The organism is Streptomyces graminofaciens (genome assembly GCF_030294945.1).
Lineage (GTDB): Bacteria > Actinomycetota > Actinomycetes > Streptomycetales > Streptomycetaceae > Streptomyces > Streptomyces graminofaciens.
On sequence record NZ_AP018448.1, the window covers coordinates 11,069,652 to 11,086,658 of the forward strand.

A 17,007-nucleotide genomic window follows, 5' to 3' on the forward strand; every position below is an offset into this window, starting at 1 on the left:
GGCTGTAAGGGCCTCGGATTTATGGCTCGGCCGTGAAGGCATCGGATCCGGCGAATGTGAAGGCGGACCACCCGCTGAATTCCGCGGATTCACCGAGGGACTCCTCGATGCGCAGAACCTCGTTCCACTTGGCCATGCGCTCGGAGCGGGTGAACGAGCCCACCTTCAACTGGCCGGCGTCCCAGCCGACGCTCAGATGGGCGATGGTGATGTCCTCGGTCTCGCCGGAACGCGCCGAGACGATCGTGCCGAAGCCGGCTTCCTTCCCGGCCCGCAGTGCCTGGAACGCCTCCGTGACCGTACCGGCCTGGTTCGGCTTGACGAGGACGGCGTTCACCGCTCCGACGGTGGCCGCGGCCTCCACGCGCTTGGCGTTCGTGACCAGGTAGTCGTCGCCGATCACCTGGCAGCGGTCGCCGTACCGCCGGGTGAACTCCAGCATGCCGTCGTGGTCGTCCTCGCCCACCGGGTCCTCGACGGACAGGATCGGATACTGCTCGATCCAGCCGCCCAGCATGTCGATCAACGCCGCGGTGTCCAGAGTGCGGTCGTCCAGGGCCAGTGTGTACCGCCCGCCGCTGCCGAACTGCGAGGCCGCGACGTCCAGCGAGATGCCCACCTCGGTCGAGAGGGCGAAGCCCGCGGTCTCGATGGCGCGGGTCAGCATCTCCAGCGCCTCCTCGTTGGAGTCGAAGGCCGGCCAGAAGCCGCCCTCGTCGGCCACGCCCTGGGCCTTCCCCGCCGCGCGCATCAGGCTTCCGGCCGCCCGGTAGATCTCCGCGGTCCAGTCCAGGGCCTCGGAGAAACTGTCCGCCGCCGGGCACATCACCATGAAGTCCTGCACGTCCACCCGGCGGTCCGCGTGGGCGCCGCCGCCGAAGATCTGGATCTCCGGCAGCGGGATACGGACCGGGCGTTCGCCCGCCAGGTGCTTCCACAGCGGTTCCCCCGCCGAAGCGGCGGCGGCGTGCAGGACGGCCATGGACGTGGCCACGATCGCGTTGCCGCCGAGACGGCCGCGGTCCGGGGTTCCGTCGAGGTCCACCAGAAGCCGGTCGACGGCCTCCTGGTCACTCGCGTCACGGTCGGCGAGGGCGGGCGCGATCTCGTCGTTCACCGAGCCCACCGCGCGCTGGACGTCGAGTCCGCCGAAGCGGCTGCCGCCGTCGCGCAGGTCGAGCGCCTCGCCCTGGCCCGTCGAAGCCCCCGCCGGCGCGATGGCCCGCCCGACCGCGCCGTCCGCGAGGCGCACCTCGACCTCGACGGTCGGCCGACCGCGTGAATCCCACACTCTGCGGCCGTGGAGCTTGGCGATCCGCGCGTCTGTCATGGCGGTGCAACCTTTCGGAGTTCGGGCGATCCGGGTGATGGCCGGGATGCCCGTGCCTGTCATCGGGGGTGGGACGTCCGCACGGCCGAAGGTGTACGGAGGTCATCACTGACGAACGAGCGCGGGCGGACCCCGAGGGGGCGCCACCCGGATCGATACGAGGGCGCTGCGAGCGAGCGAAGGGTCGTACCACTCTCTTCGTCGCCGTGCTAACGATAGCGCAATCGTGCGAACTGTCGGCGGTGATGTCAAGAGGCGGGTTGTGCTCCATCCTTCTTGGTCTGCGTGTGACTCTGCCCTCTTGGTTCACCTTGAAGTGAATGCTATCGTTCGCACGATCCTGCTCCGGCAAGGACTCCGACGGGCCCGCACGCTTCCTGGACGGACGGACAGCACAGGAAGGGGCGGGCCCGCCGGGCCGGGTCGCGGCCGAAAGGAAAGTGAGCCCGATATGGCAGCCGAGCCCTCTGTGGCGCCGATGACACTCACCACTGTGGTGGCCAGTACGCGTCCCGGGCGTGTGGGAAGGTCCGTCGCGGACTGGTTCACCACCCGGGCCGCGGAGTGCGACCAGTTCGAGTCGCACACCGTCGATCTGAGGGAACTCGCCCTTCCCTTCTTCGACGAGCCGCATCCGCCCGCCCTGCGGCAGTACACGAAGAGCCACACCCGGAAGTGGAGCCGGATCGTCGAGGCGTCGGACGCGTTCGTCTTCGTCACCCCCGAGTACAACGGCGGTTTCCCCGCCCGCTGAAGAACGCGTGGGACTACCTCGTCGTGGAGTGGCAGCACAAGCCGGCCGCGTTCGTCAGCTACGGAGGCGTCTCGGCGGGCACGCGGGCGGTGCAGATGGGCAAGCAGGTCGTGGCGAACCTCAGGATGCTGCCGATCGGCCCGACCGTGAGCATCCCGTTCGTCAACGAACGCGTCGAGGACGGCGCTTTCCGGCCCGGCAAGATCCATGAGGCGGCGGCCGAGCATGTGCTCGACGAACTCGTGCGTACCGCCCGTGTCATGCGCCGACTGCGCGGCGGAACGTACTGAACCGCCGCCGGATTCGGCGGGTTCATGCGAAGGCGCCCGGAGCGGTGTGCTCCGGGCGCCTTGCGCGTGTGCGTGTGCGGCTGCCCCTGGTTCAGTGGGACGTGGACGGAGGCTTTCCGCCGGGGGATGCCGTGCTGCCGCGCAGGATCAGTGATCCGGGGGAGACCGACGTGTACGGACCGTCGTTGCCCGGGTTGGTCTTGAGGCGACGCATCAGCCACAGGGCGCAGCCGGTGGCCATCTCCTGGATGGGCAGGCCGATCGTGGTGAGTCCGGGACCCCACCAGGAGAACCCCGGCTCGTCTCCGAACCCGATCACGGACAGTTCCCCGGGCACCTTCACGCCCTGCTCGGACAGTTCTTCCAGGACCCCCCGGGTGAGCTGGATCGATCCCAGCACGAGCGCGGTGGGGGCGTCCGGTTCCTTCAGCAGCCGGCGCATCGCCTGGCGGCCGTGGTCCACGGACGACGGCGGTCCCAGCTCCGTGCGGCCGGCGTCGTCCGGCAGGCCGCCTTCGCGCAGGGCGCTGCGGAAGCCGCGCAGACGTTCCGCGCCCGTGGGTAGTTCCTCGGGGCCGCCCATGTACGCGATACGCGTGTGGCCCTCGGTCACCAGGTGGGCCGTGGCCCGGCGCAGCGCCTCGTGGTCGTCCACGCCGAACCACTGGGAGCCGAGCGAGGGGTGGCGGCGCAGCAGCTGCAGGTGCGGCACCGTGCGCAGGAGCTTGACGGAGTCGTTGTGCGGGCGCGCGGTGGGCACGATGATGACGCCGGCCACCCGGGTCGCGGACAGCTCCCGCAGATGGCGCAGCTCCACCATCCGGTCGTCGTCGGTCTCCGCGAGCATCAGCTGGAAGCCCTCGGCCTCCATGTTCTTGGACAGCTCGTGCGCGATGGTCGAGTAGAAGCTGTTGCGGATGTCCGGGATCACCAGTGCGACCACGTTGCTGGAGGCTCCGCGCATCATCCGGGCCGCGCGGTTGCCGACGTACCCCATCTCGGAAGCGGTCCGGCGGACCTTGAACTTGGTCTCCTCGCTGATGCGGGGATCGTCGGCGAGGGCCCGGCCGACCGTCGAGACGGAGACGCCGAGGCGTTCGGCGATGTCTTTGGTCGTGATCACGTAAGGGCCCCTTCGAGCTGGCTGATCCCGTGCCGTCACTTTCCGTGTGCCAACGATAGCGCTTGTGTTGCGCTCCGCGGTCAAGAGGAAGAGGTCGCGAGATTGATGATTCTTTGCGTGCTAACGTTAGCATTGATGGATGAGTTCATGCAGCCGTATGCGGCTGCCTAGTTGCGGAGGTTTCCGTGCGCATCATCAGGTATGCCGTCGGCGGTGTGCGTCACTACGGAGAACTCGTATCCGGTGACGCCGGGATCGCGAGATTCGAGGGGGATCCCTTCACCGGGCTGTTCCCCGCCGGGCAGGTCGACGAAATCGGCGACGTAGTCATTCTCCCGCCGCTCGAACGGCCCCGGATCTTCGGGTTCGCCTACAACTACGCCTCGCACGTCGACGAGACCGACCGTGAGCTTCCGGAAGTTCCCGTGTGTTTTATGAAGCCGAGTACCGCGGTGGTAGGTCCGGATGACTCGATCGTCTATCCGGCGGATGGTGAACTGATCCATTTCGAAGGCGAGTTGGTCGTCGTCATCGGAAAGGAAGCCCGTCATGTGAAGCCCTCCGAGGCCCACGAGTACATCCTCGGCTACACGTGCGGCAATGACGTCAGCGACCGCGTCATCCAGCGCAGGGAAAGCGCGTACGGCACGCTTCTCATCGGGAAGGGACAGGACACCTTCGCTCCTCTCGGACCCGTCATCGAGACCGAACTCGACCCCTCGGCGCTGTCGCTGACGACCCGTGTGAACGGCGCCGTCATGCAGTCGGCGAGCACGGCCGACCTGCTGCTCTCCGTTCCCGACATCGTCAGCTACCTCAGCCGCTACGTGACCTTGCTGCCCGGAGACGCGATCATGACCGGCACGCCGTCAGGTGTCGGGCCGATCCGCCCCGGAGACGTGGTCGAGGTGGAGATCGAGGGCATCGGCGTTCTGCGTAACCCGGTGGTGGCCGAGAGCCTCTGACTCCGCCCGCCCGCCGGGCGACCACACAGGGGCCTGCCCACCGCTCGGCGGTGGGCAGGCCCCTGTGGAATGTCGGGGGTGTGTCCCCGCGCCCCCGTAGGGGCGGGGGGACGTGACATGTGCGGCTCCGCCGCGTGGGAGCGGCCGGCCCCACCGGCCCGCAGGTTCTAGGGCGTGTTTCGAAACCGCCCTCCGGGCGGACGACGCTACTTTCGAAACACGCCCTAGCGGAGCGCTTGGCGGGTCGCGTTGTTGAACTGCGAGGTGCGGACGAAGGCCAGGGCGGCGACGCCCACCAGCGGCAGGATCGTGACCTGCAGCAGCCCGGCCCGGCTCCAGCCGAAGGAGTCCACCAGGGCTGCGAAGAGCAGGCCCGAGAACGCGGCAGGTCCGTAGTAGCTGGTGACGAAGAGGCCGGAGGCGCGTCCGATCTGCCCGGGGCGGACGGCCCGCTGCATCGCGCTGTTGGTGTTGGGGTAGATGAAGCCCAGCCCGAAGGCGCCCATGAGGAAGGCGAACAGGCACTGCACGCCTACGGCGGCCTGCGTCTCGTAGATGCACACGCTGATGGCGGAGACGGCCAGCAGGCTCAGGATCAGCAGGTTGCGCTGGTTGAAGCGGTCGCCGAGCCAGCCGCCGAAGATGGCTGTCATGCCGCCGAAGCCGAGGAAGCTCATGGACAGTGCGGCCTGTCCGGGGGCGTAGTGCAACGAGGTGATGAGGAACGTCGGGTAGAGGCCGAGGAACCCGTAGATGGCCACGCCGCTGATGACCGAGTGGACGGCGAGTGCGACGGTGTTGCGGTTGTAGGCGGAGGCCGGCATGTACTCGTAGGTCCTGGTCGAGGCGACCTTCTCGACGGAGTGCTCGGTCAGGCCGGCCTTCACGAGGAACAGGGAGGCGGCGGCGATCAGCAGCCCGGCCGCGCCGAACAGGTAGAAGGGCGAGTGCCAGGTGCCGTGCGCGCTCATGAGCTGGACGCCGATCAGCGGGGCCATGAACACGCCGACCGAGTAGCCCACGCCGATGATGCCGAAGGCGAGGCCGCGCCGGTGGGCGAAGAAGGCGCCGATCGCCGCGAAGATGGCGGCGGACTGCATGCCCTCACCGAAGCCCGAGACGACCCGGTACAGGGTCATGTCGGCGAAACCGGTCGCCAGCGGCGTGGCCATCGTGCCCAGGGAGTAGATCACGATGCTGGTCACCAGCACCGTCTTGCGGCGGAAGCGGTCCAAGAGATAGCCCGCGGGAAGGCCTGCCAGGGCCATGCCGAGGGTGAAGTTCGTCGCCAGCAGCCCGCCCTGCTCCAGGGAGAACCCGTACTCCGCACGGATGTTGGGCAGCAGGGGAGGGAAGACCTGACGGTCCATGGCGTTGACCATGTAGGAGAGGACGATCACCAGGAAGCCCACGCCGATCATGGGGCGGGAAAGGGAGGGCCGGTTGCCTACCTGTGCTTCACCGGCGGGCACCGCACTGGTGTCGACTTGCGCTGCGTGAGTCATAGCGGCTCCTGAGAAGGAATGGGCCACGGCGGGCCGCGGCGGTTCCACCGCCGTACGGGGCCGTACGGGCGATGACGAGAAGCGGTGAGCTGAACACGGACTCGAGCCGGCGACGGCGATGTGGTCGTCGACTGAGGGAATGAGGGCGACGGAGTGCCGCGCGGTCGGACACCGCATGCGGAATTCAGCCGTATATCGCCCGTCGGGACGTCCGTGGCTATGGCGTCTTCGACAGCCGGACTTCGTGCGGACACTTGTCGGCCACACGGTCGGCGCTGGCTGAAACCATGAAGGGAAGTGCCTGGCGCGTCAAGATGCGCACACCGGTTTTCTTCGGCGGCTCACGTTTTCCCGAGGCGGCGGGGATCCCTCGCCTGAAATGGGCCCTGCGGTCGGATGCCGACGATCAGGTGTACGTCGCACCCTTGACGTGCCGAAGGCTCTGAATGCTATCGTTAGCACTACGTGGCTGTGACAAAGTGATTCGACGTGTCCTGGTATCCCGTGATCCGTTCCAGGTGCGTACCGCGGTGCCTGCCCCGACCACAAGTCGGCGAGCGCCGACGAGCCCAGTGCCCCCTCCGACCCACCCAAGGCGGCCGACGGCCCATCGGACGTGCCGTCGGCCGCGGTTCCGGGTGGCGATCAAACCCGCTCACCGGACGCGACCCGGGCGTGACGCCCGACCGTCCGTCGCGGCCGTACGACTCTGCGAGGACGACCTGCCATGAACCAATCGAGCCGCCCAGGCACCGTGCTGCTCACCGACTACGCCTGGCCCGACGACTCCGTCGAGCGATCCGTCATCGAGGGGGCGGGGCACACTCTGGTGACCGGCCCCGCCGAGCCCGCTTCCGCCGAGGCCATCGAGGGGCTGGTGGCCGAGCACCGGCCCGCCGGCATCCTGACCTGCTGGGCGCCCGTCTCCGCTACCGCTATCGGAACCTCGCCGGACCTGCGGATCGTGGCCAGGCTCGGCGTCGGCCTCGACAACATCGCTGTGGAGGCCGCCACCGACCGGGGCGTCTGGGTCACCAACGTCCCCGACTACTGCGTCGAGGAGGTCGCGGACCACGCCGTCGGCATGGTGCTGGCCTGGACCAGGGGCCTGGCCCTGTTCGACCGGGACGTCCGTGCGGGCCGTTGGAACCCCGCAGGCGCCCGGCTGCGCCGGCTTTCGACACTGACCTGCGGTGTCGTCGGATACGGACGCATCGGACGCGCGACCGCCGGTCGGCTCGGCGCGTTCGGCTGCCGGATCCTGGCCCACGACCCGTACCCCCCGAAGGACGCCCCCGGAGTGGAGATGGTCGGCCTGGAGGAGCTGCTGCGCCGCAGCGACGTGGTGATCCTCCACGTGCCGCTCACACCGGACACGCACCACATCATCGGAGCCGAGCAACTGGCACTGATGCGGCGGGGCGGCCTGCTGGTCAACGTCAGCCGGGGCGGCCTGGTGGACACCGACGCGGTGATCAAGGCGCTCGACAGCGGGCACCTGGACGGGGCCGCCTTCGACGTCCTGGAGAGCGAGCCGCACGTCCCCGACGGACTGCTGGCGCAGCCAGGTGCGCTGCTCACCCCGCACGTCGCCTTCTCTTCCGACGCCTCGGTCACGGAGCTGCGCCGCCGGGCCGCCGAGGAGGTCGTGCGGATCCTGGCGGGCCAGGCGCCGGCCCACGCCCGCAACAGTCCTCGTGGTCTGCCCGCCGGGTCCGGTGGCCGGTGATGAACCAGCCCTCCGAGCCGTTGAGCCCGCACACCGAGCCGGCCGACTTCCTGTTCGCCCAGGGGCTCGCCGAGCCAGGTGAGCCCGCGCGCTGGACGCCGCTGGCCGGTGGCGTCTCGTCCGACCTGTGGCGGGTGGATCTGCCGGGACGCTCCCTGTGCGTGAAGCGGGCCCTGGCCCGGCTGCGGGTCGCCGCCGACTGGGAGGCACCGGTGTCGCGCAACGCCTACGAATGGGCGTGGATGCGGTTCGCGTCCCGGCACCGGCCGGACAGCGTGCCGGAGCTGCTGGCCCACGACGCCGAGGCCGGCCTCTTCGCGATGGCGTTCCTGCCTCCCGAGCAGTACCCGGTGTGGAAGGCACAGTTGTTCGGCGGCCGAGTGGAGGTGGCGACCGCCGCGGCCGTCGGAGAACTGCTCGGCACCCTGCACGCCGCGAGTGCGGGCGACGCCACCCTCGCCGCGGAGTTCGCCACCGACGACAACTTCCACGCGCTGCGCATCGAGCCGTACCTGCTGGCCACGGCAGCGGCGCACCCCGGTCTGGGCGACACCCTCCAGGGCCTCGCCGACCGTACCGCCACGACCCACCTGGCCCTGGTGCACGGCGACGTCAGCCCCAAGAACATCCTCGTCGGCCCGGCCGGGCCCGTAATGCTGGACGCCGAGTGCGCCTGGTACGGCGACCCGGCCTTCGACGTGGCCTTCTGCGTCAACCATCTGCTCCTCAAGAGCCTGGTGCTACCCGGGAACCGAGCCGATCTCCTCGACTCGGCCCGGGCACTGACGGAGCAGTACGTCCGGTGCGTCGACTGGGAGCCCCGGCAGGCCCTTGATGCGCGGGCCGCGGCACTGCTCCCCGCACTGCTGCTCGCGCGCGTGGACGGAAAGTCCCCGGCGGAGTACCTCACGGACGACCGGCACCGGCTGTTCGTACGCACCGTGGCATCCGCCCTGCTGCGGGCGCCCGCCCAAAGGGTGGCGGACGCCCTGGACGCCTGGGCGACCGCGCTCGATGCCTCGACCGAGCCCGGCAGCGGCCGGCCCGACTGACATCAACCGATTCGAGGAGTTCGTCGGGTCAGGTGGACCGGGCGGACCCGACGGACCTGAACGAGGAGAGTCGCATGCGCAGAGTCGTCACCGGCCATGACGAGAACGGCAGGTCGGTCGTCGTCAGCGACGGCCCCATCCCGCGCAGCCGGGACTTCACCAGCCTCCCGGGCTGGGTCTCCCGCCTGCCGTGGGCCACCGAACCCGGCGAGCGGGTCAGCCGTACCGGCGAGGACCCCACACCGAAGATCACCAGCCTCCTCCCGGCGCCCGGCGGCACGCGGTTCATCGTCCTGACCTTCCCGCCGGACACCGCGATGGCCGACCCGGCGTTCGATCCCGTTGCCTTCGACCGGGAACAGCGGGCCGACTCGCCCGGCATCGCGGACCTCATGGAGCCCGACGGCATGCACACGACGCCGACCGTGGACTACGGCATCGTGCTGCAGGGCGACATCGTCCTCGAACTCGACGACGGCCACCGCACCCCCCTCTCGGCAGGGGACATCGTGATCCAGAACGCCACCCGCCACAGCTGGCGCAACCGCAGCGACCAGCCGGTCACCATGGCCTTCGTCCTCGTCGGCGCGGAACGCGACGGCTGACGGGGGCGGAGCGGTTCCCCGGCGCGAGGCCAGGTCCGCGTTCACCGCGCGTGCGGATGTAAGCCCCATGGGTGTCGACGACCCGTGGGGCTACCGCCGTTCGCCGGATCCCTGGTACCGGATACGCGTCAGTCGATGGTGTCCGGTCCGGTGGGGCCGACGAGCGATTTCTCGGTGTACTGGAGGAACGCGCGGGCCCGGTGCGTGGGGGTGACATGCGAAGCGTGGGCGATCACGAGCTCGACGCTGTCGATCGGGTCACTGAGGGGCACGGATGCCAAGGGGAGTCCTTCGATGCTGCTATCGGTCGGCCAGGTCTGAATCAGCGTGGCGAAGCCGAGACCGCGGGCGACCATGCTGCGGACCGCCTCGATGCTCGAGCTCCGGTAACGGATGTTCGGCCGTGCGCCGACGAGGGAGAACCAGTGTTCGGCGTTCTGCCGGGCGGGCGGCTCCGCGTAGATGATCAGTGGCTCGTCTGCCAGATCGGCGAGTGAGACGGACTCACGCCCCGCCACAGGGTGGTCGGTGGCCACGATGACGTACGGACGACTTCGGCGGAGCGTCGTACAGGACAGGCCGGCTTCGTCACCGAATGCGTACAACAAGGCGACATCGCATGAGCCCTGCATCAGGGCTTGTCTCATTTCGTCCTGCTGACCCTCGATGAGTTCCAGGTCGACCGCCGGGTGAAGCCGGGTGAACCCGTCTACCAGAAGCGGGATCAGGAATGGAATCAGGGCCGCATAGCAACCGACTTTCAGGCGGCCCGCCAGTTGGCCTTCCTCGGCCCGGGCGCCGGCCGTTATCTCGTCGGCCTGAATCAACATCGCCTGGGCACGGCCGAGGATCCGGCTGCCTGCCTCGGTGAGAGAGACCCCTTTCGCCCGACGTCGTATCAGCAACTGGACGCCGAGGCGGCGTTCGAGGTCGGCGATCGCCGTGGAAATGCTGGCCTGGGAGGCATGGCACCGCACCGCTGCCGCGCTCATGGAGCCGGTGTCCGCCACAGCGACGAAGTATTCCAACTGGCGGAGGGAAAAACTGGCTGTCATTTCTCTCCTACTGCCATGGGAACTCTCAATAAGCCTTATCGGAAAGTTCCGTTTTCCCGACTGTAACTCGGATGTCATCCTAAGTCGCAGTTCACCTGAGGAAAAGACTCGTCTTACGAGAAAGCTCCCGCATGCCCAACGAGGAGACCTTCATGACCACGCTTCTTGACCCCACCCGATCCACTGAGCGAGGAATTGGCGACAGCGTGCTGGACCGCGTCCGCGCGCTCCTTCCCGAGATCGCCGCACGCTCGGCCGAAGGGGAAGCCGCCCGTGCGGTTCCGGCGGAGATCGTCGCCGCACTGCGCGAAGCCGGTGTGTTCCGGATGGCCCTGCCCCGGGTGTGGGGCGGTGAACAGTACGGGCTGCTCGAGGGGGCCCAGGTGGTGCGGGAGATCGCCCGAGCCGACGGCTCGACCGGCTGGACCGTCCAGGCCGCATCGATGGCGTGGTTCTTCGTACGGTCGCTGCCCCGGGAGACGCTGGAGAACGAGGTGTTCGGAAGCGGCGCGGATCCGATGCTCCGAGGAGCGGTGGCTCCGAAGGGACTGGCGACGCCGGTGAAGGGCGGTTACCGGATCAGTGGCCGATGGCCGCTGGCGAGCGGCCCGTTCGCTCCGGACTGGATGCTCGGAGGCTTTCTGGTCGAAGGGGCGCCTCCGCTGCCGGACGGCCGCCCGGACATGCGGGTCGCACTGTTCCGGCCCGAGCAGGTCACCTTCCTCGACACATGGGACGCGGTCGGCCTGCGTGCCACCCAGAGCACGGACTTCACGATGGACGACGTCTTCGTGCCCGAGCACCACACGGGGCCGATGTTCGGGGGTAACAACGTCCCCGCTCCCCTTTACGACCTGCCCTACTCGCCCACCGGGGCCTCGCACGACGCCGTCATCCTCGGCGCCCTCGACGGCGCGCTCGCCGATCTCGCTGATCTCGCCGCCACCAAGCGGCCGGCGTTCAACCCCAGGTCCCTCCTCGGTGAAGACCCGGTGTTCCAGGAGAAGTTCGCCGAGCTGCAGTTGAGGTCCGGGGCCCTTGCTGCCCTGTCGGAGCAGACCGGACGCATCGTCATGGACCGTGCCCTCAAAGGCGAGGCGCCCACCTCGGCCGAGTGGTTCAGCTACAAGGGCGCCACCCAGCACATCCACCACGAGGGTATCCGGATCCTCAACGAGATCATGACCCTCTCGGGCAGCGCGGGCCTCTACAGCGAGAGTCCGCTCCAGCGCCGCTGGCGCGATGTCCGCTGCGTCTCCCAGCACGTGGTCGGCAACACGGGCGCGATGCGGCAGCTCGGCGCGGTCCTGTCGGGACAGGGCTGACGCCCCTCTCAACCCCTCCGAGGAAGCCATGCATACGCCACTGACCCCCGTCCCACGCACCCCCGCGATCCACGCCGAAGCTCTACCGCACCGCACCGCACCGCACACACCGGCACCGGAAGGGTGGCCCCCGATGAGCCCTCTGCATGCGACACCGACCAACCCTGCCCTGCTGCGCCAGGCATTCGGCTGCTTCCCGTCCGGGGTGACAGCCGTGTGCGCACTCGACTCCGGCACCCCGGTGGGCATGGCCGCGAGCACATTCACCCCCGTCTCCCTGTCACCCGCCCTGATATCGGTCTGTGTGCAGGACACCTCCACGACCTGGCCGAAACTGCGACGGCGAAGCCACGTCGGCGTGAGCGTGCTCGCGCAGGGACAGGACGAGATCTGCCGGTCCCTGGCCGGCAAGGAGGGCGACCGGTTCGCGGGGGTCGCCTGGGACGCCGACGAGGACGGCGGCGTGTACATCCACGGCGCCAGTCTCTGGTTGAACTGCTCACTGCACGCCGAACTTCCCGGCGGTGACCACACGATCGTCCTACTGGAAATCCAGGGTCTGCAGGCCCAACCCGACACAGAACCTCTGGTGTTCCACAACAGCAGGTTCCGACGCCTGGCCGTCTCATGAGCAGGTGGCCGCTGCGCGAGGCGCACGACGCCCGCCCGTAGTTCCATGCCGTGAGGGCCACCGCCGGCCGCAAGCGATGTCAGATCCTTCGCCTGCGGCCGTGACGATGTTTGCCGGTCACCATCACGGTCTGCGCCTGCCGGGTACTGACCTGGACGGCGTGTGTCGTTGGAGGGATCAAGTCGACGCGAAGTGCGAGGTGACCGCCTCTCGTTCTACCGCGACGAGCTTGGGGGCGCCCCGAGGTGCTCGGACAGCGGTCCCCATGATCTCTGGTGGAAGCGGCGCCCGATCAGCGTCTTCACGTGATGACGGCGTACAGGTCCTGGTCGATGCGGCGGCGTCGCTCCAACAGTGCAGGGAAGAAGCTCCCGGACCGCAGCTCGGGGATCGCGAGGTCCAGGTTGCCGGCCTGGGAGATGAGCGTCTTGTCGCGGTGGCCGTTGCGCTGGATCGGACGGTCGCAGGAGGAGATCGAACAGGCGCGTAAGGACTGGAGGGAAGGGACGCGGTTCGGTGAGGTGAAGGGGCATGACGGTGCTCCGTTGCCTGCCCCCGTACTGCCGGCCGTGCCATTGAAGCCGCGGGGGAGAGTGCGCTGACCTACGGCAGGTCTTCTGCCTGGCCGGAGCACGTACACAGGGGGCGCGGGGCTCTCACGGCTCGCCGTGATGACGCCTGCGCTGAGCCATGACGACATGGCCGAGGGTGACGCGGCATGTGTGGCGACAGCGTGCCCGTTGCCTCGCTGCCGCATCCCTCGCTCTGCTGTCCGCCCCGTGCTCGCCTTTCACTTCAGGGAACTGAGCCGACTCGTGCGGCACAGGCGGCCAGGGTGTGCGGTGTTCGGTCGGTAGAGGTATGACTGACCTAAGCCCGGTGGTGGGGAGGGGGGCCAGAGCGCGCCCGTGTGCTGCCGCAGGATTGGAGCCCCGGTATGCGTGAGCAGAAGGCCCGGACCGGGAGCGGTGGGCAGGAGCGGGTCACTGCCGCGCCGGGTGGGCTGCTGGACGTGCTGCGAGTGGCGGCCCTCGTCGTGGGGAGCGATGGCCGGATCGTGTTGTGGAGTCCCGAAGCCGAGTCGTTGCTCGGTTTCCCCGCCGCGGAAGCGCTGGGTCAGGACGCGGGTGCACTGCTGGTGGCCCCGGAGAACCGGTCACGGGCACACGAACTGTTCGACCGCGTGCGCACGGGCGCGCGCTGGGCGGGGGTCTTTCCGGTGCGGCACAAGGACGGCTCCACGCGCCGGGTGGAGTTCCGCACCATGCAGCTGCGCGATGCCCGTGGCGACGTCCATGCCCTCGGTCTGGGTACCGACGCCGAGACCGTACGGAACGTGGAGCGGGACCTGGCCCTGTCCCACATCCTGGTCAGCCAGTCGCCGGTGGGCATCGCGGTCTTCGACACGGACCTGCGGTGGGTGCGTGTCAATCCGTCACTGGAACGCATGAACGGTGTCCCCGAGGAAGCGGTGCTGGGCCGGCGCGTCGGCGAGGTGCTGCCGGCTCTCGACGTGGAGGCCATCGAGTCGCGGATGCGGAAGGTCCTCCGGACCGGTGAGCCACTGCTGGATCAGCAGACGGTAGGCCGGACGGCCGCCGACAGCGAAGATCACGCCTACTCGGAGTCGTACCACCGGATCGAGGATGACAATGGGCGTGTTCTGGGCCTGGCGATGGCGATCCTCGACATCTCCGAGCGGCAGCGGGCAGCGGCCGAGATCGCCAAAGCACGCGAGCGCCTGGCGGTGATAGCTGACGCCGGCGTCCGTATCGGCACCACGCTCGATCTGCGCCGGACGGCACATGAACTCGTGGATGTGGCCGTTCCCGAGCTCGCCGATCTCGCGGCCGTCGACGTACTCGACTCGGTGGTCAACCCTGGCGGCATGGCAGCACCACGGGCGGACGGTTCCCTCGACTTCTGCGCGCTCGCCCTCAAAGCAAGCCGTCCCGCCGATGCGATCGAGGCCGCGGACCCGGTCGGGGAGCCGGCCCTGTACAGCTCGTCTCAGATTGTCACCCAGTGCGTACGTGAGGCACGGCCGATCCTGCTCGAACGCGTGGACGGCACGGCGATACGGCGTATCGCGAGGGGCGATTCAGCAGCCGAGACGTTGCGGCACGCCGCTGTCCACTCCTATCTGGCCGCTCCCCTGGTGGCCCGCGGCGAGGTACTGGGCGCGCTCAGCCTGTACCGCACGGCCAGCCCCCGGCCGTTCGACGACCAGGACCTCACCCTCGCCACCGAGCTGGCCGCGCGCGCCGCCATCGGCATCGACAACGCGCGGCTGTACGGACGCGAGCGCGACACCGCTCTCACCCTCCAGCGCAGCCTGCTGTCCCAGGAGCCGCCACCGCATCACGGCGGCATCGAGGTCGCCTCCCGCTATCTGCCCGCCATCAGCGAGGTGGGTGGGGACTGGTTCGACGTGCTTCCGCTCAAGGACGACAAAGTCGGACTCGTCGTCGGCGACGTGATGGGCAAGGGTGTGCACGCCGCGGCGATCATGGGCCAGCTCCGCACGGCCACTCGCGCCCTCGCCCGGCTCGATCTGCCTCCCGCCGAGCTGCTGCACCACCTCGACGGCCTCGCCACGTCCCTCGGCGACTTCGACACGCTGGCCACCTGCCTCTACGTCGTCTGCGACCCCCGGCACGGCCGATGCGAACTCTCCCGCGCGGGCCACCTGCCGCCGGCCCTGGTCGACCCGGACGGGAAAGCCGAACTCCTCGACACCGCCGACGGAGTGCCACTTGGAGTGGGCGGCGTGCCGTTCACCGTCGAGGAGCGGGAACTCGCCGAAGGGGCGATGCTCGCGTTGTTCACGGACGGCCTGGTGGAAAGCCGCGCGACACCCGTCGGAGCAGGACTGCAGCGCCTGCTCCGCCTGCTGGAAGGCACCCACCTCCCCCTGGAGGAGACGTGTGACCTGCTCCTCGGCGCCCTGGACAGTGAGCCTGAGGACGATGTGGCGCTGCTCCTCGCCCGGCACGGGAGCTGATGTCCGTCCCGTACAGGGCGGCGAGCGCCTCCGGCTTGAGCGTGTCGGCGTGCATGGCCTGGCAGTGACGCCCTTCCGTCGTACGACAACCGAACTGAAACCGATTCGGTTTCGGTAATGTAGGGGTCACTCGAACAGCCGGGGGTGAGGTCGTGCAGGCGGCCGTGCCGCCTGCCGAACCCGGAGACATTCGAAGAGGAGCCCTCGTGCCAAGGCCGCGCACCCCTCTGCTGGACCGCCGACGCATCGGCGCGGCAGCGCTGAGAATCGCCGACGACCAGGGCGTCCTCACCATTCCCGCCCTGGCCAGGGAGCTCGGCGTCGCCCCGTCCGCGCTCTACCACCATGTGTCCGGCAGGGGCGAGATCATCTCGCTCATGAGGGAAGAGCTGGCCCTGGAGACCAACCCCGGCGACTGGGACTCGTCACAGCCCTGGGAGCAGGCCCTCGAGGAATGGGCCCGCTCCTACCGCAAGGCCTTCGCCGCACACCCCGGGGCGGTGCCCCTGCTCGCCACCGCCCCGCTCGCCGAACCCTTCTTGCACGCCATGTACGAGAAGGTCGCCCAACTCCTGCTGACCGCCGGCTTCACCGCTAGCCAGGTCATGCCCTTGATCAACGCGATGGAGAGCTTCATCCTCGGCTCCGCCCTGGACCTCGTGGCCCCGCCGGTGATGGTCTCCGACGTGAACCGCGAAACCGCCCCGCACCTCACCGCCGTACTCGACGACACCCCCGCCGACCACCGCCGCGCCGAACTCGCCTTCGACGTCGGTCTCCGCGCCCTGATCACCGGCTTCCGGGCGGTCCTTCCCCGGTGACCGGCTCGCACGGCCCCACACCCATCACTCAAGGCCTCACCAGAGGAGCCCTGTCATGACCGCCTCGTTCCATGTCCTGACCACCGGCTACGCCGACGCGCGGGTGGCCGGCACCGTCACCCTGCTCGTCGACGGCGCGACCGTCGCGATCGTCGATCCCGGCATGGTCGCGGACCGCCGGCTCATCCTGGACCCGCTGGCACCCCACGGACTCGCCCCCGAGGACGTCACCGACGTGATCTTCAGCCACCACCACCCGGACCACACGCTGAACGCCGCCCTGTTTCCCGAAGCCCGCTTCCACGACCACATGGCCATCTACCGCGACGACGTCTGGGAGGACCGGAACGCCGACGGATACAGGCTCTCCTCGTCGATCACGCTCATGACGACCCCGGGCCACACCGCCGAGGACGTGAGCACCCTGGTGGCGGCGGACGAGGGCCTGGTGGTCCTGACCCATCTGTGGTGGTCCGCCGAGGGGCCGGCCGACGACCCCTTCGCGCCCGACCGCGATCAACTGCGGGCAGCCAGGGAGAAGGTCCTGGCTCTCGGCCCGGCCCTGATCGTGCCGGGACACGGTGCACCCTTCGTGCCGTCGTCGTCGACGCCCCTCTAGCTAGGGCTTGTCGTCACATTCCCGAGCTAGGGCCTGTCGTCACATTCCCGTCTGCCTCGCGACGCCATGCACGCTCACCCACTGCCTCAAGGGCGTGGGAGGTACCCCCACGCCGCCGCTCGGCCCGCCCTTCGGGCGGACGACGGGAATGTGACGACAGGCCCCAGCCCGGCTTGCCCCGAGTCCCGTCGGCTGCCTG

13 protein-coding genes and 3 pseudogenes are annotated in these 17,007 nt (G+C 69.1%); 11 read left to right on the forward strand and 5 right to left on the reverse strand.

Annotated features, from left to right (window positions below):
* Positions 1–19: 19 nt before the first annotated feature.
* The gene (gene eno / locus SGFS_RS48915; protein ID WP_286259216.1) at positions 20–1,330 is read right to left on the reverse strand and encodes a phosphopyruvate hydratase; all 1,311 of its coding nucleotides are present in this window, start codon (positions 1,328–1,330) and stop codon (positions 20–22) included.
* 478 nt (positions 1,331–1,808) lie between these two features.
* Between eno and SGFS_RS48920 the strand changes: the two are divergent.
* Positions 1,809–2,374: pseudogene (locus tag SGFS_RS48920) on the forward strand (NADPH-dependent FMN reductase).
* A gap of 91 nt (positions 2,375–2,465) precedes the next feature.
* Here SGFS_RS48920 and SGFS_RS48925 read toward each other — a convergent pair.
* Positions 2,466–3,497: a LacI family DNA-binding transcriptional regulator gene (locus SGFS_RS48925; RefSeq protein WP_286259217.1), complete on the reverse strand. Its 1,032-nt coding sequence runs from the start codon at positions 3,495–3,497 to the stop codon at positions 2,466–2,468.
* A 185-nt stretch (positions 3,498–3,682) separates the two neighbouring features.
* Here SGFS_RS48925 and SGFS_RS48930 point away from each other — a divergent pair, with 185 nt between their 5' ends.
* On the forward strand, positions 3,683–4,462 hold the full coding sequence (locus tag SGFS_RS48930; RefSeq protein ID WP_286259218.1) for a fumarylacetoacetate hydrolase family protein: 780 nt from the start codon (positions 3,683–3,685) through the stop codon (positions 4,460–4,462).
* 224 nt (positions 4,463–4,686) lie between these two features.
* Here SGFS_RS48930 and SGFS_RS48935 read toward each other — a convergent pair whose 3' ends face one another.
* Entirely contained in the window at positions 4,687–5,967 is a 1,281-nt protein-coding gene (locus tag SGFS_RS48935) for an MFS transporter (protein ID WP_286259219.1), read from the reverse strand.
* 727 nt (positions 5,968–6,694) lie between these two features.
* On the opposite strand from SGFS_RS48935, the gene SGFS_RS48940 reads away from it, so the two are divergent.
* The 3 genes from SGFS_RS48940 to SGFS_RS48950 all read left to right on the forward strand — a co-directional run bounded on the left by SGFS_RS48940 (position 6,695) and on the right by SGFS_RS48950 (position 9,353).
* Positions 6,695–7,696 (forward strand): C-terminal binding protein, encoded by a 1,002-nt coding sequence (locus SGFS_RS48940; protein ID WP_286259220.1) that lies wholly within the window; start codon positions 6,695–6,697, stop codon positions 7,694–7,696.
* Positions 7,696–8,748, forward strand: a complete 1,053-nt coding sequence (locus tag SGFS_RS48945; RefSeq protein WP_286259221.1) for a phosphotransferase family protein — start codon at positions 7,696–7,698, stop codon at positions 8,746–8,748. The genes SGFS_RS48940 and SGFS_RS48945 overlap by 1 nt, the downstream gene beginning before the upstream one ends.
* 74 nt (positions 8,749–8,822) lie before the next feature.
* Positions 8,823–9,353, forward strand: a complete 531-nt coding sequence (locus SGFS_RS48950) for a cupin domain-containing protein (RefSeq protein WP_286259222.1) — start codon at positions 8,823–8,825, stop codon at positions 9,351–9,353.
* A 128-nt stretch (positions 9,354–9,481) separates the two neighbouring features.
* On the opposite strand, the gene SGFS_RS48955 is transcribed toward SGFS_RS48950, so the two are convergent.
* Positions 9,482–10,381 (reverse strand): LysR family transcriptional regulator, encoded by a 900-nt coding sequence (locus SGFS_RS48955; RefSeq protein ID WP_286259224.1) that lies wholly within the window; start codon positions 10,379–10,381, stop codon positions 9,482–9,484.
* Between the two features lie 179 nt (positions 10,382–10,560).
* Between SGFS_RS48955 and SGFS_RS48960 the strand changes: the two genes are divergently transcribed.
* Entirely contained in the window at positions 10,561–11,733 is a 1,173-nt protein-coding gene (locus SGFS_RS48960) for an acyl-CoA dehydrogenase family protein (protein WP_286259226.1), read from the forward strand.
* Positions 11,734–11,866: 133 nt separating this feature from the next.
* Positions 11,867–12,364 (forward strand): flavin reductase family protein, encoded by a 498-nt coding sequence (locus SGFS_RS48965; protein WP_286259228.1) that lies wholly within the window; start codon positions 11,867–11,869, stop codon positions 12,362–12,364.
* Positions 12,365–12,671: 307 nt separating this feature from the next.
* Here the strand turns inward: SGFS_RS48965 and SGFS_RS48970 are convergent.
* Positions 12,672–12,824, reverse strand: a pseudogene (locus SGFS_RS48970) (transposase); the annotation flags it as partial.
* Here SGFS_RS48970 and SGFS_RS48975 point away from each other — a divergent pair.
* The 4 genes and pseudogenes from SGFS_RS48975 to SGFS_RS48990 all read left to right on the forward strand — a co-directional run.
* A pseudogene (locus SGFS_RS48975) lies at positions 12,811–12,966 on the forward strand (pirin family protein); the annotation flags it as partial. The pseudogenes SGFS_RS48970 and SGFS_RS48975 overlap by 14 nt on opposite strands.
* A 335-nt stretch (positions 12,967–13,301) precedes the next feature.
* Entirely contained in the window at positions 13,302–15,368 is a 2,067-nt protein-coding gene (locus SGFS_RS48980; RefSeq protein ID WP_286259231.1) for a SpoIIE family protein phosphatase, read from the forward strand.
* 206 nt (positions 15,369–15,574) lie between these two features.
* A complete protein-coding gene (locus tag SGFS_RS48985; protein ID WP_286259233.1) occupies positions 15,575–16,189 on the forward strand; it encodes a TetR/AcrR family transcriptional regulator C-terminal domain-containing protein in 615 nt (204 codons plus the stop codon).
* A 55-nt stretch (positions 16,190–16,244) separates the two neighbouring features.
* Positions 16,245–16,808 (forward strand): MBL fold metallo-hydrolase, encoded by a 564-nt coding sequence (locus SGFS_RS48990; RefSeq protein ID WP_286259235.1) that lies wholly within the window; start codon positions 16,245–16,247, stop codon positions 16,806–16,808.
* Positions 16,809–17,007 lie beyond the last annotated feature (199 nt).

What these genes read in the sequence shown, in the direction of transcription:
- eno (WP_286259216.1), bottom strand. Translation starts at nt 1,330, where the DNA reads ATGACAGACGCGCGGATCGCCAAGCTCCACGGCCGCAGAGTGTGGGAT.
- SGFS_RS48935 (WP_286259219.1), bottom strand. Translation starts at nt 5,967, where the DNA reads ATGACTCACGCAGCGCAAGTCGACACCAGTGCGGTGCCCGCCGGTGAA.
- SGFS_RS48940 (WP_286259220.1), top strand. Translation starts at nt 6,695, where the DNA reads ATGAACCAATCGAGCCGCCCAGGCACCGTGCTGCTCACCGACTACGCC.
- SGFS_RS48945 (WP_286259221.1), top strand. Translation starts at nt 7,696, where the DNA reads ATGAACCAGCCCTCCGAGCCGTTGAGCCCGCACACCGAGCCGGCCGAC.
- SGFS_RS48950 (WP_286259222.1), top strand. Translation starts at nt 8,823, where the DNA reads ATGCGCAGAGTCGTCACCGGCCATGACGAGAACGGCAGGTCGGTCGTC.
- SGFS_RS48960 (WP_286259226.1), top strand. Translation starts at nt 10,561, where the DNA reads ATGACCACGCTTCTTGACCCCACCCGATCCACTGAGCGAGGAATTGGC.
- SGFS_RS48965 (WP_286259228.1), top strand. Translation starts at nt 11,867, where the DNA reads ATGAGCCCTCTGCATGCGACACCGACCAACCCTGCCCTGCTGCGCCAG.
- SGFS_RS48980 (WP_286259231.1), top strand. Translation starts at nt 13,302, where the DNA reads ATGCGTGAGCAGAAGGCCCGGACCGGGAGCGGTGGGCAGGAGCGGGTC.
- SGFS_RS48990 (WP_286259235.1), top strand. Translation starts at nt 16,245, where the DNA reads ATGACCGCCTCGTTCCATGTCCTGACCACCGGCTACGCCGACGCGCGG.